The sequence below is a fragment of the Streptomyces formicae genome (assembly GCF_002556545.1).
GTDB lineage: Bacteria > Actinomycetota > Actinomycetes > Streptomycetales > Streptomycetaceae > Streptomyces > Streptomyces formicae_A.
On record NZ_CP022685.1, the window covers coordinates 14,345 to 31,684 of the forward strand.

The 17,340-nt window shown below is 71.6% G+C and carries 17 protein-coding genes and 1 pseudogene; 2 read left to right on the forward strand and 16 right to left on the reverse strand.

All coding sequences use genetic code 11. The features are described 5' to 3' along the window. Nucleotides 1-8: 8 nt before the first annotated feature. The 10 genes from KY5_RS00055 to KY5_RS00100 all read right to left on the reverse strand — a co-directional run bounded on the left by KY5_RS00055 (nucleotide 9) and on the right by KY5_RS00100 (nucleotide 10,838). Complete coding sequence (locus KY5_RS00055) at nucleotides 9-977, reverse strand: FkbM family methyltransferase (RefSeq protein ID WP_098240193.1); 969 nt, start codon at nucleotides 975-977, stop codon at nucleotides 9-11. A gap of 74 nt (nucleotides 978-1,051) precedes the next feature. Beyond that, the gene (locus KY5_RS00060) at nucleotides 1,052-2,224 is read right to left on the reverse strand and encodes a methyltransferase (protein WP_098240194.1); all 1,173 of its coding nucleotides are present in this window, start codon (nucleotides 2,222-2,224) and stop codon (nucleotides 1,052-1,054) included. Between the two features lie 17 nt (nucleotides 2,225-2,241). After that, complete coding sequence (manB, locus tag KY5_RS00065) at nucleotides 2,242-3,693, reverse strand: phosphomannomutase/phosphoglucomutase (RefSeq protein ID WP_324958905.1); 1,452 nt, start codon at nucleotides 3,691-3,693, stop codon at nucleotides 2,242-2,244. A gap of 2 nt (nucleotides 3,694-3,695) precedes the next feature. Beyond that, nucleotides 3,696-4,145, reverse strand: a complete 450-nt coding sequence (locus KY5_RS41290; RefSeq protein ID WP_107645676.1) for an indolepyruvate ferredoxin oxidoreductase subunit alpha — start codon at nucleotides 4,143-4,145, stop codon at nucleotides 3,696-3,698. After that, a complete protein-coding gene (locus KY5_RS00075) occupies nucleotides 4,123-5,937 on the reverse strand; it encodes an alpha/beta hydrolase (RefSeq protein ID WP_098240196.1) in 1,815 nt (604 codons plus the stop codon). The genes KY5_RS41290 and KY5_RS00075 overlap by 23 nt, the downstream gene beginning before the upstream one ends. Further along, nucleotides 5,919-6,872 carry a glycosyltransferase gene (locus KY5_RS00080; protein ID WP_098240197.1) on the reverse strand — a complete coding sequence of 318 codons (954 nt, stop codon included), beginning with the start codon at nucleotides 6,870-6,872 and terminating at the stop codon, nucleotides 5,919-5,921. Before KY5_RS00080 ends, KY5_RS00075 begins: the two co-directional genes overlap by 19 nt. Before the next feature lie 84 nt (nucleotides 6,873-6,956). After that, nucleotides 6,957-8,225, reverse strand: coding sequence for a B12-binding domain-containing radical SAM protein (locus KY5_RS00085; protein ID WP_159072437.1), 1,269 nt, complete (start codon nucleotides 8,223-8,225; stop codon nucleotides 6,957-6,959). Between the two features lie 56 nt (nucleotides 8,226-8,281). Then, nucleotides 8,282-9,100: an NTP transferase domain-containing protein gene (locus KY5_RS00090; RefSeq protein ID WP_098240199.1), complete on the reverse strand. Its 819-nt coding sequence runs from the start codon at nucleotides 9,098-9,100 to the stop codon at nucleotides 8,282-8,284. Then, entirely contained in the window at nucleotides 9,097-9,717 is a 621-nt protein-coding gene (locus KY5_RS00095) for an NUDIX hydrolase (RefSeq protein WP_159072438.1), read from the reverse strand. Before KY5_RS00095 ends, KY5_RS00090 begins: the two co-directional genes overlap by 4 nt. Beyond that, nucleotides 9,714-10,838: a DegT/DnrJ/EryC1/StrS family aminotransferase gene (locus KY5_RS00100; RefSeq protein ID WP_098240201.1), complete on the reverse strand. Its 1,125-nt coding sequence runs from the start codon at nucleotides 10,836-10,838 to the stop codon at nucleotides 9,714-9,716. The genes KY5_RS00095 and KY5_RS00100 overlap by 4 nt, the downstream gene beginning before the upstream one ends. Nucleotides 10,839-11,120: 282 nt before the next feature. Between KY5_RS00100 and KY5_RS00105 the strand changes: the two genes are divergently transcribed. Next, nucleotides 11,121-11,885: a hypothetical protein gene (locus tag KY5_RS00105; protein WP_098240202.1), complete on the forward strand. Its 765-nt coding sequence runs from the start codon at nucleotides 11,121-11,123 to the stop codon at nucleotides 11,883-11,885. Here KY5_RS00105 and KY5_RS00110 read toward each other — a convergent pair. The 6 genes and pseudogenes from KY5_RS00110 to KY5_RS00130 all read right to left on the reverse strand — a co-directional run bounded on the left by KY5_RS00110 (nucleotide 11,875) and on the right by KY5_RS00130 (nucleotide 16,545). Further along, on the reverse strand, nucleotides 11,875-12,594 hold the full coding sequence (locus KY5_RS00110; protein WP_098240203.1) for a glycosyltransferase family 4 protein: 720 nt from the start codon (nucleotides 12,592-12,594) through the stop codon (nucleotides 11,875-11,877). The genes KY5_RS00105 and KY5_RS00110 overlap by 11 nt on opposite strands. A 196-nt stretch (nucleotides 12,595-12,790) precedes the next feature. Continuing rightward, a complete protein-coding gene (locus tag KY5_RS43170) occupies nucleotides 12,791-13,120 on the reverse strand; it encodes a glycosyltransferase (protein WP_418952727.1) in 330 nt (109 codons plus the stop codon). A gap of 338 nt (nucleotides 13,121-13,458) precedes the next feature. Next, nucleotides 13,459-13,590: pseudogene (locus tag KY5_RS43175) on the reverse strand (class I SAM-dependent methyltransferase); the annotation flags it as partial. Between the two features lie 284 nt (nucleotides 13,591-13,874). After that, entirely contained in the window at nucleotides 13,875-14,489 is a 615-nt protein-coding gene (locus KY5_RS00120) for a D-sedoheptulose-7-phosphate isomerase (RefSeq protein WP_098240205.1), read from the reverse strand. A gap of 53 nt (nucleotides 14,490-14,542) precedes the next feature. Then, the gene (locus KY5_RS41660; RefSeq protein ID WP_159072439.1) at nucleotides 14,543-14,803 is read right to left on the reverse strand and encodes an acyl carrier protein; all 261 of its coding nucleotides are present in this window, start codon (nucleotides 14,801-14,803) and stop codon (nucleotides 14,543-14,545) included. Further along, complete coding sequence (locus tag KY5_RS00130; RefSeq protein ID WP_098240207.1) at nucleotides 14,800-16,545, reverse strand: class I adenylate-forming enzyme family protein; 1,746 nt, start codon at nucleotides 16,543-16,545, stop codon at nucleotides 14,800-14,802. The genes KY5_RS41660 and KY5_RS00130 overlap by 4 nt, the downstream gene beginning before the upstream one ends. 196 nt (nucleotides 16,546-16,741) lie before the next feature. On the opposite strand from KY5_RS00130, the gene KY5_RS00135 reads away from it, so the two are divergent. Further along, nucleotides 16,742-17,239, forward strand: a complete 498-nt coding sequence (locus tag KY5_RS00135; RefSeq protein WP_098240208.1) for a hypothetical protein — start codon at nucleotides 16,742-16,744, stop codon at nucleotides 17,237-17,239. Nucleotides 17,240-17,340 lie beyond the last annotated feature (101 nt).

The following is a 17,340-nucleotide window of genomic DNA, read 5'->3' on the forward strand; positions in this document are numbered from 1 at the left end:
CCGGGCGGCTACTCGGGGGCGGGGGTCAAGAACAGGTTCACGAACTCCCGTTCCGTGCTCTCCGCGGCCCTGACGAACTCCTCGTCGGGCAGCTTGGGGTCGATGTCGAGGTCGTCGACGATGTCGCGGGTGAAGCCGAGCGAGGCGTAGATCCGCAGCACCTCCACCGGGTCACCGCCGCGCTCGCGGATGCCCGGCGGCCAGAACTCGACGAGCATCCGCGGGCGGCAGCGGCGCAGCGTGCGCTGCATGCCGAGGATCGCGAGATGGTCGCCGCCCTGGGTGTCGACCTTCACGAAGTCGATCTCGTGCACGTCGTCCAGGATGTCGTCGAGGGCGATCACCGGTACCGGGTGGCCGAGGTCGCTCGACTCTTCGAGGACCCGGTGGTCGCCGGTGTTGCCGTCCTTGTCGCGGCGCAGAAACGCGACGCCGGGCCGCTCACCGGCCGCGGCGAACACCGGCGTGACATTCGACGCGCCGTTGCGCAGCACGTTCTGCACGAGCATCTGGTGATTCCAGGCGTCGGCCTCGATGGCGATGACCCGGCCGTGCGGCTGCACCAGTTGGGACATCAGGAGGCTGAAGTAGCCGATGTGCGCGCCGATGTCGAGGACGGTGGTGCCCGCGGTGACGGTCTTGCGGATCGCGGCGTCCTCGTCGACCTCCCAGCGGCGGGTCTCGGCGAGTTCGGGCCGGATGATGGTGTCGTCGCCGTCGATCTGCAGGACCCCGACGTCGGAGTCGACGTGGGCGGGCAGGCGCCATTGCGGCGCCCCGGTGCCGGATACGGCGAAGGCCGCGCCGACGATGGGCCGCCACAGCCGCGCGGTGCTCTCCCCCGCCTCCTGTTCGGCCGGAGCGGAAGAGCCGTTCGCGAGGGTGGCGACCGCCGCGGCAGCGGCACGCTGGACCGTCAGCGCGTAGTCGGCGGGCGAGGGACCGCCGTAGGGTGCGCGGTGCTCTGCTTCGGGCATGCGGATGTCTGTCCCTTCTGGGTGAATGGATTCGGCAGGACGGAAGAAACGAAGGAAGGAGGACGTGCGGCGGGTCAGGCAGGTACGCCCTCGATGACGCTGTGGTACTGGGCCTCGAGATAGCCGTGGTCGGCGAGCTTGCGCGTCATCGTGTGCTGGAACCCGGCATCCGCGAACAGCTGCGCGAACTCGGCCTCGGAGCGCACGCGACCGCCCGTGGTGACCAGAAGGTCCATGTCGGTGGTGACGATGCCGTGGGCGGGCCCGAGCTCCTCCGAGCGCTGCGGCATCAGCGGTTCCATGACGAGGATGCGACCGTCGTCGGCGATGGCGGCACGGCAGTTGCGCAGGAGCCGGAGCACGTGGTCGTCGTCCCAGTCGTGCAGGACGCTCTTCATCACGTACAGATCGCCGCCGCGCACCACTTCCTTGAAGGCGTCCCCCGCGACCGCCGAGCAGCGCTCGGCCAGACCGGCTTCGGCAAGAGCCGCGCGTGCCTGCGCCATGCCTTCCGGCTGATCGAACACGATGCCCTCAAGGTGAGGGTGGGCGGCGAGGACACAGCCGAGGAGGGCGCCGTTGCCACCGCCGATGTCCACCACGGTCCTGCACCAGGAGAAGTCGTAGCCCTGGGCGAGGGCCGGGCCCACCGCCTTGGTGTCCTCGCCCATCGCCGCGTTGAACATCGCGTATTCCTCGGGTCGTTGGGCGTAGTACGTGAAGTAGGGCACCCCATGGATACGTTCGAAGGCGTTGGCGCCGGTGCGTACCGTCTCGGCGAGGTCGCCCCAGCTGCGCCACATGGCCTCACCGGCGAAGAGCAGCACCATGGCGCGGAGCGAGTCGGGCACGTCCGAGCGGAGCGGTCGGCCCATGGGAGTGAGGGCGTAGCGGTCGGGGCCGCCGTCGGGGTCGGGAGCGACGATGCCGGTACCCGCCATGCCGCGCAGCAAACGGCGCAGCGCGGTCTCGTCGGCGCCGCTGGCGCGGGCGAGTTCGGCGCTGGTGCGCGGCCCGTCGGCCAGGGCGTCGGGCAGTCCGAGCCGGACGGCGGCGTGGATGATCTGGGCGGGCATGGAACCGAAGGCGAGCTCCCACAGGCGGGCTGTCGACTCCTGCTCGGCCGTCTCCTCCTGTGCCTCGGATCCCTCGGATGTCTCGGATGCCTCGGGTGTCTGCGCCTTTGCCTGCGCGGCCGGGTCGTCGGTGCCGGTGGCGGCCCGGTCATTGCTGTCGAGGGTCGTCATCTGCTGATCGCTCTCCTTCAGTGCGCCGGAGCCGCAGGCACGGGCGCGTGCGGCGGGACGGACGGGCGGGAAGGTGCTGCCTCCTCGAGCAGGGCCAGGACCTCGGCGCGCAGGCACCGCGCGGTCTGCGCGTCCAGGGCCTCCACGTTCAGCCGCAGCAGGCCGCGGCTCTCGGTCTGGGAGGGCCTGAGGTTGAACCAGGCGCCGTCGCCGCGCCGCGCCGTGAGCCCGTCGAGCCAGTCGCAGGTCGTGTCGGCGCGCGCCCCGGCCACGCGGGCGACCTCATGCAGGCGTTCCTCGGGGTCGCCGACGCGTACGGCGGTCTCCGGCAGGGTGGTGTAGCGGGTGCGGCGGCGGATGAGCTCGGACACCGGCACGGCGGTGGCGACCGAGGCGGCGAGTACGTGCAGCGCCGCGAGGAGACCGGAGTCCGCGTTCCAGAAGTCGCGGAAGTAGTAGTGCCCGGAGTGCTCGACACCGAGTACGGCCCGGTGCCGCGCCATCTCCCGCTTCATGTACGAGTGGCCGACCCGCGAGCGCGTCGTGCGACCGCCCAGCGCGTTCACCGCCTCGACCAGCGACTGGGAGGTGACCGCGCTGTGCACGACGGCGGCGCCGGGCTCGCGGGCCAGTGCCCGCTCGGCGAGGAGCGCGCCGACGGCGCTCGGGGGCACGGTCTCGCCACGTTCGTCGACGACCACGCAGCGGTCCGCGTCGCCGTCGAAAGCGAAGCCCACGTCGGCGCCCATCTCACGGACACGGGCGCGGAGCTCGACGGTGTAGCCGGGCTTCATCGGGTCGGAGTCGGGCTGCGGGACGTTCCCGTCCACGGCGAAGTTGAGGCCGATCACCTCGACGGGCAGCGCACCGAGTACGGCGGGGACGGTGAGCCCGGCCATGCCGCCGCCCGCCTCGACCACGGCCGTCACCCGCCGCCGCGGCGCCGCATCAGGTACGGCGAGGGCGAGCAGGTGGTCCCGGTAGCCAAGGAGCACTGGATGGTCCCGGACGTCCCCGGCACGCACCGTCGGCCCCGGCCCCGGCGTCGCGGTGCGCGCCATCCGCAGCAGCGTGCTCAACCCGGTGTCCCAGCCGATGGGTTCGGCATGCGCGCGGCACAGCTTGATGCCGTTGTAGTGGGGCGGGTTGTGGCTCGCGGTGATCATCGCGCCGGGTCGGGCGAGTGCGGCCGACGCGTAGGAGACCATGTCGGTGCTGGCCAGGCCGATCCGTACGACATCGCTGCCCTGGCCGCGCACTCCCCTGATGAACGCGCGGGCCAGGCGCGGCGACGAGGCCCGCATGTCGTGCCCGACGACCACTTCGGGTTCGGGCACCAGGCGCGCGAAGCACGCCCCGAACGTCTGGGCCAGGCCCTCGTCCAGTTCGTCGTCCACCACTCCTCGGATGTCGTAGGCCTTCACCACGGCGGCGGGGTCGCGCATCGTCGGCTCCTCTGTCTCGGCCACGCTCACCAGCGGCGTATCCGGGTCGGCTGTCCGGAAGGACGGCGGGTGCCGTCGTCCTGGACGTAGGGGTCCTGCGGGCCGAACGGCTCCTGCCACCACTGCTCGGGGGCGGGCTGCCAGTCCTCGTCCGGATAGATGCAGTCCACCGGGCACACCGGCGGCAGGCATTTGCCGCAGCCGGAGCAGAGTTCGGGCAGGATCGCCATGCCGCCGGCTCCGAGGTTGAAGACCGCCCCGAACTGGGACGGGCATGCCTCGACGCAGGCGTCACAGCTGATGCACTCGCTCTGCTCGATGCGCAGCGGCGCCTGGCGCCACTGCGGGGGGCGGGAGCGGTCGGTGGTGCGCTGGGCCCGTGGGCTCTCCGTGGCCGGGCGTTCGGCCGCCGGGCGCCGGTCCTGGCGTCGTGGTGGGCGGTGCCGGGCGGAGCTACCGGAGCGGTCGTCGGTCATGAGCGGGTACCTCCAACGGGGGTGGGGGCAGGGTCGGTTGAGGTGTCGCCGGGGCCGAGGGCGGTTGGTGTGCCTCGCCGGAGCCGCCGCGTCCGAAGGTGGTGGCCGTCCACGCGGTCGTGGCCCGCACGGCCCCGGCCAGGCCGCTCGCGGAGAAGCCGTGGCTGCCGTCGACGACGCGCAGCTCCCACCCGCGGCGGCGGCCGGTCTCGTCGAGGAGGAGGCGGGTCGCAGTGTCGGGGTGCTCCACTTCCTCGGTGCCGTAGACGACGCAGACCGGGACGTCGCTGTCGCGCAGCAAGGCCGGGTAGTCGCGGCCGCGGTCGTCACGGGTGTAGGCGACGCCGAGCCACAGTCCGCACCAGGCGGCGGCCAGGGTGCCGTCGACGCGACGCAGCCGGGGCGCGGGCCCCTCCCCATCTTCGCTGAGGATCGGCCCCCACAGGACGGCACCACAGACGGCGGGCAGGTCGTGCGCGGCCATCGCGGCGAGCCGGGCGCCCGCGCTGTTGCCCACGACCACGAACCGTTCGGCCACTCCCTGGGCGCGCAGCCGCTCGACGGCCACCCGCAGGTCCGCCAGGCGGCGGCTCCACGTGGTGTGCGTGAAGCAGCCGTCGCTCACTCCGGTGCCCCGGCTGTCGTACCGGAAGACAGGCAGCCCGCTCTGGGCACCGGCGTGCGCCAGGAGGGTGCCGCACTCGTGGATGTCCACGCGCTGCCCGGGGTTGCCGGGTTCGTAGATCAGACAGACGGGCCAGGGGGCGGAGCGGGGCGGGGGCGTGTGCAGGATGCCGAGCAACTCCTCGCCGTCGGAGGTGAATCGCACGGAGCTGATGAGAGAGCCGTCGGCTCCCGGGACGGTGTCCGCGGTGTGACCGGTGTACGGGCCCGGGGGCGCGGCACGATCCACCGCTCCGGCCGCCGACGTCCTGCGGCCCGGCAGGGAGCCCCCCGCCGCCTGGCCGTCGGCGCCATTCGTCAGGAAGTCGACCGCCGCCGCCATGACGGTCTCGCGGGTCTCGTGCTCCCAGTGCCAGCTGGGCGCCCATCCGTCCGGCTGGTGGGTGAGTTCGCGTAGCGGAAGCCCGATGTCGCGGGCCCACCTGCGGTCCTCGTCGGTGACGGCGACGACGAGAGTGCGGGTGCCGTCGAGCGCGGCGAAGGCCCGTTCGGCGGCCGGAGCCGCCGCCGCGAGCAGCCCGGCGTCGAGGGGGCCTGCCGGTTGCGGCGGCTGGTACGGCTCGCCGACGGCCGCGTCGACGAGGGCGGCGGCCACCCGGCTGTCCTGGAGTTCGTCGGGGACCGCCCGGCCCCGCGCGGCGAGGGCGGCCAGTTCCGCAGGGGATGCCGCCCCGGCCCGCCACCGTGCGAGGTCGGGGCAGACGAGCAGACCGGCGCTGGCCGTGCCGTCCGCGAGGAGTTCGGCGGCGAGGACGTTGCCGATGCCGCAGCCGAGCACCGCCACCTCCTCGCCCCCGGTCTCGCGGGCGTGCTCGAGGACGGCGCGGGCCGCGTCCCGTGCCCCGGCCCAGGTGGCCGGACGGCCGGTGGCGGCGCTGTCGGCGTGGCCGGGGTGGTCGTACTGCACGACGTTCACGCCGCGCGTCCGCAGCCTGCGGGCGAGGATCGACCACAGGTAGCGCGGCTCGCTCATCGACAGGGCGAGCCCGGTCAGGAGTACGACAGTGGGGGCCGTGTCGTCATGGTGGTGACGCACCACGCACACCGGGTCCGTGTCCGACGGGGTGCGGGACGTCAGGAAGTACTGGCTCAGGCGTGGCTGTCGCATGTCCACCTCTCCTTCTTCTCGTCCGCCCCCCGGGCCGTCTCCTGGGGCGTCTCCCGCTCGTGCTCCCGGGCGACCTCCCGTACGGACTTCTCGAACTCGGCCACGGACAGGCCGCCCAGCGTCAGGCCGAGCAGCGACTCGGCCGCTACCTCTGGGTGTTTGCGCGCGAACTCCGCGGCCGATCCGGCCAGTGCCCTGCGGTAGAACCCGTCGGGTCTGCCGTGTGCGAAGTGGTCGTTGCGGGCGGCGGCGCAGTGCCGGAACTCGGCGCCCGCCGCGACGAGCCGGTAGCCGAGCTCCAGGTGTTCCAGGCCCCACTCGGTGAAGTCCTCGTCGAATCCGCCTACTTGGTCGAACAGGACGCGGGCGAGGGAGACGTTGCCGGACAGGAAGCTGAGCCAGCGCACTGGTGAGGCGGTGTGCCCGGACGCGTCGTACACGCCGCAGACCTTCTTCACGAACGCGGGGGTACGTGAGCGCCGGCGCAGCGACCGCCCGTCGGTGGCGAGCAACTCCTTGACCTCGGCAAGGCGTTCGTCGAAGGCGCTGAGGTACAGCTCCTTGACGTCCCCGACCACCACGCGCCGGGCCGCGGAGCCGTCGGCGTAAGCGCGGGCGTGGGCCCGTACGTAGCCGGGCACCGGCGCGCGGTCTCCGTCGCAGAAGACCACCACCGCTCCTTGGGCGGCCGCGACCCCGGTGTTCCGCGCGGCGGCCCGGCCCCTTGCGGGCGTGTGCACCGCGCGCAGGGGCAGTGACGGCGGGGCGGTGTCCAGTACGCCGGGGGTGGTGTCGCGCGACCCGTCGTCCACGACGACGAGTTCCCAGGAGCCCGGCGGTGCGTCCTGGCGGGCGAACGCGTGCAGCGTCGCCTCCAGGCGTGCCGCCTGGTCGCGGGTGGGCACGACCACGCTGATGTCCGGCACGGCAGGCATCACGCCCTCCGATCGGGGGTCGGGGTTCAGGGGTGCGGGTTCGGGGGGGGGCGGGTTCAGCGGGTTCGGTTCAGGGGGTCGGGCTCAGATGACGACGAGGTCCTTGCCCAGCCAGTAGTTGCGGCCGGTCAAGTCCGCCTCGGCGAAGCGCCGTTCGACGTCCAGGTAGCCGTCGACGAGCTGCTTCGCCGTCATGAGCTTGGGTTCGAAGGTCACGGCCAGGGGGTCGTCGATGCCCTGGGGGCGCTTTTCGAGAAGCCGTCCCTCCCGGCCCAGGTGCTCGTACAGGGGTGTGCCGGGGATGGGGTAGAGGACGCTCAGGAACAGCCGGGAGACCTTGGTGCGCAGGGCGAACTCGTAGGTCTCCTCAAAGACGTCCGGGTCGTCCCAGTCGAAGCCGAAGATGACGTTGACCTGCGTCTCCACTCCGGCTTCGTGCAGTTGGAGCAGCAGGTCCTCGGCCTCGGGGATGGTGAAGAAGGTCTTCTCGGTGAACTCGCGGTTCTTCTCCCGCACGCTCTCCACGCCGAAGGAGACCACCCGCATCCCGCCATCGAGCGCCGACGTGACGACGTCGGGGTGGCGGGAGAGGTTGAAGTCGGTCTGGCAGCCCCATTCGATGCCTTCTCCCGCCATGCGTCCCAGGAGTTCCTTGGAGCGCTTGGGGAAGACGAGGAAGTCGTCGTCGCGGAAGACCACACGGGGGATGTGGAACCGGTCGCGGTAGGCGATGAGTTCGTCGTACACGTCGCCGACGGGGCGGTAGCGCCACTTGCTGTAGAGGAACTCGCTGCAGAAGGTGCACCTGCGCGGGCAGCCCCGCGCGGTGAACGACGGCAGGACGTACGGCTCCTCGATCTTGCTGAAGTCGACGAGGTCGAAGCGGGGCAGGGGGTGGCCGTTCATGGGGACCGGCAGTTCGGTCTGGTAGATCTCCTTGAGTTCGCCGCGGGCCAGGTCGTCCAGGAGGTGCTGCCACAGGACGTCGGCCTCGCCGACCACGACGGAGTCGCTGAAGCGGCTGATCACCGGCACCAGGCTGTGGTCGTCCTCGATGGTGGCGGGGCCGCCGACGACGACGCGGGGCCCCAATCGGCGGATCATGCGGGCGAGTTCCAGGGTTCGTTTGAGCTGGATGGTCTGGGTGGTGATGCCGACGACGTCGTAGGAAGCGAGGTCGTACTCGCGTTCCAGGTCCTCGCAGACTTCGTACGCGAGGTCGACCTCCCAGTCGGACGGGATCATGGCGGCCAGGTAGGGCAGCGTGAGGGAGATCAGCTGCGAGGGCCGCATCTCGCGTTTGTCCAGGCCCTCCGGGGTGTAGACGGCGGGTTCGACCAGCAATATGCGCACGTGGCTCCTCGGGTCCGTGGGGGCGATCGGGCTCCTGCGGGCAGGTGCACGTCCCGTCAGGGAGCGGGGGGTTGTTCGCGGCGTTCGTGGTGTTCACGGTGTTCGTGGTGTTCGCGCCCGTCTCGAAAGCGGGTGTAGCGCTCGGGTGTGCCGATGTCGGTGAAGGGGCGGTCGACCAGGTGGGCGGCGAGCGCCCGGCGCCGGATGAGCGCGCGGAACAGCACGCCGAGGTCCACCGGGTCCTCGTGCTGCGCCAGGTGGCGCAGGGCATCGCGGCGCAGCACGCACACGCCGGTGTCGGTCGTGAGAGTGCTGCCGTCGGGGTCGGTGGCGTTCTGGGCGTGTGCGTTCTTGTCGTATGCGCTCACCCGGCCGTCCTGAACACGGGTGTTGGGGTGTACGCCGGTGTCGGCGGAGGTGACGACCATGGCGGCCTCGTCCCGGCGGCCCGGCCAGCGGGCCGCGTCGGCGTACGGGATGTCGAGCAGGGTGTCGCCGAGGACCAGCAGGAACGTCTCGTTCAGGTACGGCGCGGCGGCCCGCAGCGCGCCGCCCGTGCCGCGCGGGACGGTGTCGATGTGGGAGGTCGCCTCGATGGGCTCGGGCAGCCGGTGGAGGTGTTCGAGGACTGGATCCGCGAGATGCCCCAGGCAGAAGTGGAAACGGCTCAGTCCGGCGTCGAGGAGCGGCGCGAGGAGCAGGTCCAGGAAGGGGCGACCGGCGACGGGGAGCAGGATCTTGGGCAGGTGGGTGCCCAGTTCGCCGAGGCGGCTGCCCAACCCGCCCGCGAGGACGACCACTTGGAGGCCGGAGGGGGTCGGGCGGGGCTGCTCACCAAGGCGCCGGTCGAGGTGCCGGCCGGGTGCGCCACTCATCGCGGCTCCCCTTGGGCCAGCGGCACCGAGGCCGCACCATGAGCCGGGGCGGGCAGCAGTCCCCGGCGGTGGGCGCGGAGCAGGGCGAGCGCGGTGGGAGCGTCCTGGAGTTCGCCGCCGGTGGCGAGTTCCAGCGCCTCCTCGACAGGGAGCGGGCCGGGGAGGATGACCTCGCCGTGGTCGAGGCGCGGCTGTCCGGGAGCGACGGAGGGCGCGAGGAACAGGTGGACCTCTTCGTTGGAGGAGCCGCTGGAGGGCCAGACGCTGCCCAGCGGATGCAGCACCTCGGCGCGGGCTCCGGTCTCCTCGGCCAGTTCACGCACGGCCGTCTCACGCGGGGTCTCACCCGGCTCGCACCGTCCGGCCGGCGCCTCCAGGCACCACCGGCGCACCGCGATCCGCCAGGACCGGATGAGCAGCAGCGTGCCGTCGGCGGTCACTGGAAGCACCAGGGCACAGCCCGGGTGGTCCACGTAGTACCAGTCGCGCCCGGGGCCGCCGGGCTCCGGCACGTGTGCCTCGCGGACGGTGAGCCAGGGGGTGTGGAAGGCGGTGAGCGAGGAACCGTGCCGCTGCGCGGAGGGCTCCGTCCCGGGTGGGTATTGGGCTGCCGTCACCGTGTACTCACCTCCGCCAGACACTCGCACAGGCTCTGCACGACGTGGGTCAGGCGCTTCTCGTCCAGGCCGGGATAGATCGGCAGGCACAGCTGTCCGGCGCAGGCCCGTTCGGTCCCGGGCAGCCGCACGCCCTGGTGGCGCTCGGCCAGTACCGGCTGATGGTGCAGCGGGGTCGCGTACACCTCGCCCGCCGCCTGTACGGAGCACTCCCGCAGGGCGGCCTTGAGGGCATCGCGGTCGGTGCCGGGCGGGAGCAGCAGCATCGCTTTGTAGCCGCTGTAGGGGTGCTCGGGCAGCAGGAAGTCACCGACCGGGAGGTCACGCAGGGCGTCGGCGTAGTCGGCGGCGACCGCGCGGCGCGCCGTCAACACATCTGGGAGCCGGGCGAGTTGGGCGCGCCCCAGGATGGCGGCGAGCTCCGGTAGCCGGGCGTTCCAGCCGGGGCGGGTGTGCCTGCTCACCCAGGCTTCGGGCTTGCCGAGGTTGCGTAACAGCCGTATCTCTTCGGCGAGTTGGGGGTCCGCGGTGATCACCATGCCGCCTTCGCCGGTGGTCATGACCTTGGTGGCGAAGAACGAGAAGGCCCCCGCGACGCCGAACGTGCCCGCGTGCCGCCCGTCGCGCTCGCTGCCGTGGGCGTGTGCGCAGTCTTCGACGAAGGCGATGCCGCGCTGCTCGCACCAGGCCGCGATGGCCGCGGTCTCGGGGCTGATCAGACCGCCGGTGTGGACGATCGTCACAGCGGCGGTGCGTTCGGTGCACACCGCGCGGACGTGTTCGAGGGTGGGCGCCATGGTCGTCGGGTCGGTGTCGGCGAGGCGGACGGTGGCGCCCGCCCGTTCGGCCGCGACGTACGTGGCGTAGTTGGTGCCGCCCGGCACGACGACTTCACGGCCGCCCACGTCCACGGCGCGGAAGATCAGCTCGAGGGCGGTGGTGCCGCTGGCGGCGGCGACGGCGTGCGGGGCCCGGGTGAAGGCCGCGAACTCCTCCTCGAACGCCTCGACGTTGACGCCCTGGGAGAACCTCCCGGCGCGCAGCAGCCGGTCGACCTCGTCGAGGACCTGGCGACGCTCGGCGTCGGACACCTCGATCTCGACGGCCGGAACGAATGGCATGCCAACCCTCTCTCATTCATCGGGTTCAGCTTCATCGGGTTCAGCGCACGATGAGCATGAATCATGAATACCGGCTCCCGAGGCCGCGGCAGCGATGACCGGGGCACATTCGGGGCGGTCATTCAACAACGTAGCAGTGTTTTCCGTTCACACAACACCCTATTTCGAAGTCCTTCACATCCGGCCCACTTGACGGCCGCTCGCACGCTGGCTTATCAATGCAAGGCGAACCAAGCCCAGTGAATACTGAGCCGAGCTCATTCACTTCGGAGGTGAAGTTCCATGGCACTCATCGACCTCGCCAAGCAGACGACTGGCCTCCTGGCCCGGACCTACGACTCCCTTTCCCGCCCTCTGCACCCTTCCGTCGCCGAGTTGATCGGCCGGAATCTGCCCTCGCTCGACGGCCCCTGGCTGGAACCGTTCAACGGTCAGCACGCCCGGCAGCGCATGTTCCGCTCCCTGGTCAGCGCGGTGCGGCCAGCATCCCTCTTCGAGTCGGGCAGCTACCGGGGAGCCTCGACACGCTTTCTGTGGCATGTCTCGGGAAAGCCCGTCTACACAGCGGAGAAGAATCCCAACTTCGCCCGCTACGTGGCCCGAGAATTTCGCCACGTACCCGAAGTCAAAGTCCTCAACCACGATTCACGGGACGCCTTGCGGATCTTGCACACGGGCGCACACATTCCCTCCTCGAAACCTTTCCTGTGCTATTTGGACGCGCACTGGGACGCCGATCTTCCCCTGCGCGACGAGGTGGCCTTCATTCTTCAGAAATGGCCGCTGTCCGTCATCGTCATCGACGACTTCAAAGTCCCGGACGACAGCGGCTACGGATTCGACGCGTACGGCCCAACCGAACTGTCCGTCGACTATCTCGGGCAGAGCGCTCTGGCCGAGAGCCACATTCTGTGGCCGAGCTGCCCCGCACGGGAGGAGACCGGATACCGGCGCGGCTGCGTCGTGCTCGCCTCGCCCCAACTCGCGGATGCCGTCGGGGAACTGCCCGAGCTGCGCCGGATCCCCGGCCTGACGGTCACGGGCTGACCTCGGCCCCGGCCCTGGCCTCGGCAGGCGCCGCCGCCCCCACCGGAGCCGGGGCCTGGGCGCGGGCCGCGCGCAGTCGCTCGTACACCGCCAGGTACCCGTCCACCATCGACTCGGCGCCGAACTCCCGCCGTGCCGCCTCCTGGGCCCGGCGCGCTTCCTTGGCCGCGGCCGCCGGATCGTCGAGCAGCCCGCAGACCGCACGGGCCAGCGCCTCGGGGTCGCGCGGAGGTACGGGAACCGTTCCCGGGCAGCACTCCAGGACCTCCGACAAGCCCGACACGGAGGCCGCCACCAAGGGGCGGCCCGCGGCGATCGCCTCGATGGCGGAGAGGCCGAGGCCCTCGGCGTGGCTCGGCTGCACCACCACGTCCGCGGCGCCGTAGAGGGCGCGCATCGAGCCGAACGGCCGGTCGGACGAGCGCAGGAGCACGTGCTCGCCCAGCCCGAGCGCCTCGACGTCGTCCTCCAACTGCCGTTTGTACGCGGCCGACGCGGAGTTGAGGGAGCCCACGAGGGCGGCTCTGGCCGTGGGGTGGCGTGCCACGATCCGGGCCATCGCCCGCACGAGTTCACGCTGCCCCTTGCGTTCCTTGTACCGGCCCACGAGCAGCACCAGGGGATCCTTCGGCGCGACCCCGAGCCAGCCGCGGGCGTGCCGGACTTCACCGCTCGCCCGCGCCGCCGTACAGGTCGGTCTCGATGCCATAGCGCGCGATGTGCACCCGGTCCGGGTCCGCGCCGTAGCCGATGGCCTGTTCCCGGTAGGCGCGGCTGCCGGTCACCCATCCGCGTCGTGCGGCAGCCCTCCGAAGACGAGCCGGGATCGGGAGCGCCGAACGGGTCGGTGTCGGGGGTGGTCTCGTTCATCCGTCACGACCAGGGGCAGCCGAGGGTGTCCCGCATCATCGCCCCCCAGTACGGCGCCCACTTGGCAAAACGTCTGCAGGATGTCGATCCGGCCGGGGTCGATGAGGCGTTCGGCATCCCCGAGCAGCCCGAAGACCCGCTCCTCCACGGCACCCGGTCGGGCTCGGACCAGCGCGCGGCGTCGGTGCGCACCCGGTGCACCCGCACGCCGAGCAGGTCTCGAACTCCTCGGTGCCCGGGTAGCGCTCGGTGAGCACGTCGACCTGGTGGCCGCGCCGTACCAGCCCGGCCGCCAGGGTGTAGATCTGTGTCTCCGACCCGCCGTGGACGGGCGGGAAGGTGGGGGTGAGAAACCAGAGGTGCACGGCGCTCCCTTTCGTCGGCGGGCCGTGTCGGTCGTTCTGCCAGTCCTGTCAGCCTGCCTGTCCTGTCGGCCCTGCCTGTCCTGTCGGCCCTGTCTGCCCTGTCCGTCCTGTCGGCCGGTCCGCCAGAGCTGGGCGAGGTATCGGTCACCGACGTACGTCAGTTCCTCCACGGCCGTGCGCTCGGCGACCGCCGCCAGGTCCTGGTAGGCGGCGAGCGGCCGGATCACGGTCGAGGTGGTGGGGCTGGAGACGTCACGGCGCTCGGCGGCGGGGTTGTGACCGTCCACGACGAGCAGGCGGCCGCCGTCCGGCGCCACCGATCCGGCCCATCTCACGCAGGCGGCCCCCAACTCCGCGTCGTCCGTGAGGTGTTGGAGGGTGAAGACGGCGAGGACGGTGTCGAAGGAGCCGTCCTCGAAGGGCAGTCGGTCGATGCCGGAGCACACCGCGCGGGCCGGTTTCCCCTCCAGCGCGTGGGTCGCCCCTGCGCACCATCTCCGGCGACCGGTCGACGCCCACCGTCCAGCGGGCCCGTCCGCTCAGCCAGGTGGTGAGCCCGCCCGACTCCGCAGCCGAGATCGGCCACCCGGTCCTCGTCCAGGCCGGGAAGGAGCCGCGCGATCAGCGCCTTCTGCTCCTGGTCGACCTGGGCGCACTGCTCAAGGGTCCATCCGGCCGGAGAGTACCGCGTAGAGGCCGGGGCGCCCGGCCCGCTCGTCCCAGCTGTCCGTCCCGGCACGGGCCGTGCCGCCGCTCACCGCGCACCGCCCACGACCGGCGGGGCCGCGCTCACCGCGGCCGCTCCCCCGACGGCACGGGCGCCCGTCCGGGCGCCGAGCTGTTCGGTGATCATGTGGTTGACGGCGAGGTGCAGATCCTCGACGACCCCGTAGTGGTCGGCGGGCACCATGATCACCTTGTCCGCGAGGGACCGCGCCGTACCGCCGTCGAAGCCGAGGAGCGCGACGGTCTCCACCCGGTGGGCGCGGGCGGTGGTCAACGCCTGCACGATATTGGGCGAGTTGCCGCTCGCGCTGATCACGACGAGGACGTCACCGGCTCTCGCCTGGGTGGCGAGCTGGGCGGCGAACACCGCTTCGTAGGAGACGTCGTTGGCCCAGGCTGTCAGCACCGACGTATCGAGCAGCGGGACGACCCGCACCCCCGCCGCCAGTCCTGGGGTCGCCGTCTTCGCCAGATCGCACGCCATGTGTGAGGCCGTGGCGGCGCTGCCGCCGTTCCCGGCCACGAAGACGGTGGCGCCGCGGGTCCAGGCCGCCGCGATCCGGTCGACGGCAGCGGTCACCTGGCCGGTCTCGATGCCGCGTACGGCGTCGACCAACATGCGGAGGTAGCTGTCGGGTTCCACTGAGTGCTCCGTTCTGCTGGGTCGCCCGGGCCGTCCGGCGGGTCGGGCGGTAGTCAGCTGGTACGGGAGTCGCGCAGATAGTCGGCGAGGTCCTGGACCTTGGCGTACGAGGAAAGCAGCAGCCGGTCCTCGTCGAGCCGCACGCCGAACTTCTCCTCGAAGGAGACGAGGGCCTCGATGAAGGCCAGCGAGTCCACTCCGAGGTCCTCGGTCAGCGACTGCTGCGCCGTGATCTCCTCCGCCGGGCGTGGCGGAATGCTCAGCACGGCCAGCTGGCGCACGACCCAGTCGTCCACTTCGTCCACGGGTGTCACCGCACTGCCTCCTCGACATCGGGCGCGCCCCGACCGGGCGCAGCTGGCTCCCCGGGAACGTTCCGGCTGCGGGCGAGCAGCGCGGACCGGTCGATCTTGCCGGTCCGGGTACGCGGGAGATCCGCCACCGTCGCGATGCGGCGCGGAAGCTTGTGGGCGCTCAGGCGCTCTCGGCAGAAGCCGGTCAGCTCCTGGAGGAGGGCGGCTTGTCCGGCGGGGGCCGCGATCTGTTCACCCGGGCCCGCGCCCGGTCCGTCGGCGGCCAGGCGTACCCAGGCCACCAGCGTCTCCCCCGCGCGGTCGTCCGCGCGCACCCCGCACACGGCCTCGGCCACCGCCGGGTGCGCCGTCAGGCATGCCTCCACCTCTTCGAGGGAGACGTTCATCCCGCTCACGATGGCGACGTTGCGCAGCCTGCCGCGCAGATAGAGGAAGCCGTCCTCGTCGAGGCGGCCGAGATCGCCGGTGAGCAGCCAGCCGTCGCGCAGCACCCGCGCGCTCTCCTCGGGACGGCCGTGGTACCCCGTCATCACGCCGGGCCCGCGTACCACGATCTCCCCGGTCGCGCCGGGCGGCAGCGGGCGGAAGTCCCGGTCGCGGATGGCCACTTCGACGCCGGGCAGCGGGCGTCCGACGGATCCCGGGTGGTCCTGGCGGTCGCGGCGCCGCATGGTGGTGACCCGAGGTCCGGCCTCGGTCTGTCCGTACGTCTCGACCAACTCCACATCGGGCAGGCGCTGTTCGATGCCGGCCAGGATCTCGGGCGGGGTGGGGGCGCCGCCGTAGACGATGTGCCGAAGCGAGGAGAGGTCGTACGCGCGGTGCCAGTCGCCGAGGGTGAGCAGCCGCAGCATGGAGGGCACGAGCAGCGTCGAGGTAACCCGGTGCTCCTGGACGAGGCGCCCGAACCGGCTGGGCAGGAAGTCGCCGTCGAGGAGCACGACATGCCCGCCGCTGTCCAACTGCCCGACGATCTGCACGGTGTTGCAGTAGCCGAAGTTCAGCGGCACGGCGGCAAGCGTGGTCTCCCCCTCGCCCGTCGTGGCGTCCGCCGTCGCATCCGTCGCATCCGTCGCGTCCGTCGCGCCGTCTAGCGAGGCGCGGTGCGCGCGGGCGCTGGCGAGCAGGGCGCTATGGGTCAGCACGACGCGCTTGGGCAGGCCGTACGAGCCGGAAGTGGCGAGCAGCACGGCGGGTTCCGCCGGGTTCGCGCCACGGCCGGGAGCCGGACCGGCACCCTCCGCCGCCCCGCAGACCGACCGCAGGGACGTCAGATCACCGTCGGCCCGGGCGCGTACGGGAACGTGCACGACCGTGGCCGACGCGCCGCCCCCGCGGTCGCTCGCGGCGGAGACACGATGCGGGCGCGCGCCCCGCAAATCCGGATCTTGCAGCAGCAACACCGGTGCGCAGGAGGCGAGTTCGGTGTCGGTCTCCGCCGCGCTCAGGTCATGGGCGAGGGGCACCACGGTGGCACCGAGGGAGAGAACGGCGAGATAGGTCACCATGTATTCGGCGCTGCGGGGTAGCTGAAGGGCCACCCGGTCACCGGGGTTCACCAGAGGCGCCAGGGCGCGGCTGATGTCGTCCGTCTCGTCCTGGAGTTGCTGGTACGTCAGGCCCAACAGGCCATCGGTGAGCGCGGGTGACAGGGGGCGCGCGAGGGCGGAACGCGCGAACGCCGAGGGAATCGTCAGAGGTGGGGTGTCAACGGCGAGTGAGGTCGACTCACCAGTGGCCACAGGTGGATCACCTTCCCTACACGATCAGGTCGTACACTACAGCGGACAACCACACCAAGAAGCTTACGCTGAAACGATCGCAGCCTGTCAACAGTGGCGAACACGAAGCGACTTGGAGCGCTAGACTGCGTCCGCTGCAGCGGACGGGGGACGTCGCCCCGCTTGCGGAGTGACGCGTTCAGCCACGGAGGCACACATGACGGGCAACCAGGGCAGGCGGCCATCGAACCGTCAGCTGGCGGGCAAGATCAGCGCACGGCTGACCCACCTCATCTGCACGCTCTACCCGGACGAACGCGCCAGACCCGGCTACGCGCGCCTGGCCAAGGAGATCAGGGAGACCACCGGCGGCGCGCTCTCGGGCACCTACCTGTGGGAGCTGGCCACCGGCAAGAAGCACAACGTCACGGTCGAGCAACTGGGCGTTCTGGCCGACTTCTTCGGCGTCCCCCCCGAGTACTTCTTCAACGAGGAGGTCGCTGGGCGGGTCAACGCCCAGCTCCAACTCGCCACCGCACTGCGGGACGCACGGGTCCGCTCCCTGGCGCTGCGCGCCGAAGGGCTCTCCGGCGAAACCCTCGACGCGCTGCTGACCATGGTCGACCAGGCACGCAAGCTGCACCGCCTCCCGGCCGTCGAGGAAGCGAGACCCGAGGACGGATCAGCGGACGCCGCGGCCGACCCCCGGTCGTGACGCGATGACGAGGACGAAGGCGACGACGAGGACCCAGAAGAGGAGGACGAGAACTCGGCATCACTGGCCAGCACGACCCGCCGCCCCCCAAAGGACGAGTG

Coding starts and splice junctions, on each gene's coding strand:
- KY5_RS00055 (WP_098240193.1), bottom strand. CDS start 977: ATGCCCGAAGCAGAGCACCGCGCACCCTACGGCGGTCCCTCGCCCGCC.
- KY5_RS00090 (WP_098240199.1), bottom strand. CDS start 9,100: ATGAGTGGCGCACCCGGCCGGCACCTCGACCGGCGCCTTGGTGAGCAG.
- KY5_RS00080 (WP_098240197.1), bottom strand. CDS start 6,872: ATGCCTGCCGTGCCGGACATCAGCGTGGTCGTGCCCACCCGCGACCAG.
- KY5_RS00100 (WP_098240201.1), bottom strand. CDS start 10,838: ATGCCATTCGTTCCGGCCGTCGAGATCGAGGTGTCCGACGCCGAGCGT.
- KY5_RS00075 (WP_098240196.1), bottom strand. CDS start 5,937: ATGCGACAGCCACGCCTGAGCCAGTACTTCCTGACGTCCCGCACCCCG.
- KY5_RS00110 (WP_098240203.1), bottom strand. CDS start 12,594: ATGGCATCGAGACCGACCTGTACGGCGGCGCGGGCGAGCGGTGAAGTC.
- KY5_RS00060 (WP_098240194.1), bottom strand. CDS start 2,224: ATGACGACCCTCGACAGCAATGACCGGGCCGCCACCGGCACCGACGAC.
- KY5_RS00135 (WP_098240208.1), top strand. CDS start 16,742: ATGACGGGCAACCAGGGCAGGCGGCCATCGAACCGTCAGCTGGCGGGC.
- KY5_RS41290 (WP_107645676.1), bottom strand. CDS start 4,145: ATGACCGACGACCGCTCCGGTAGCTCCGCCCGGCACCGCCCACCACGA.
- KY5_RS00105 (WP_098240202.1), top strand. CDS start 11,121: ATGGCACTCATCGACCTCGCCAAGCAGACGACTGGCCTCCTGGCCCGG.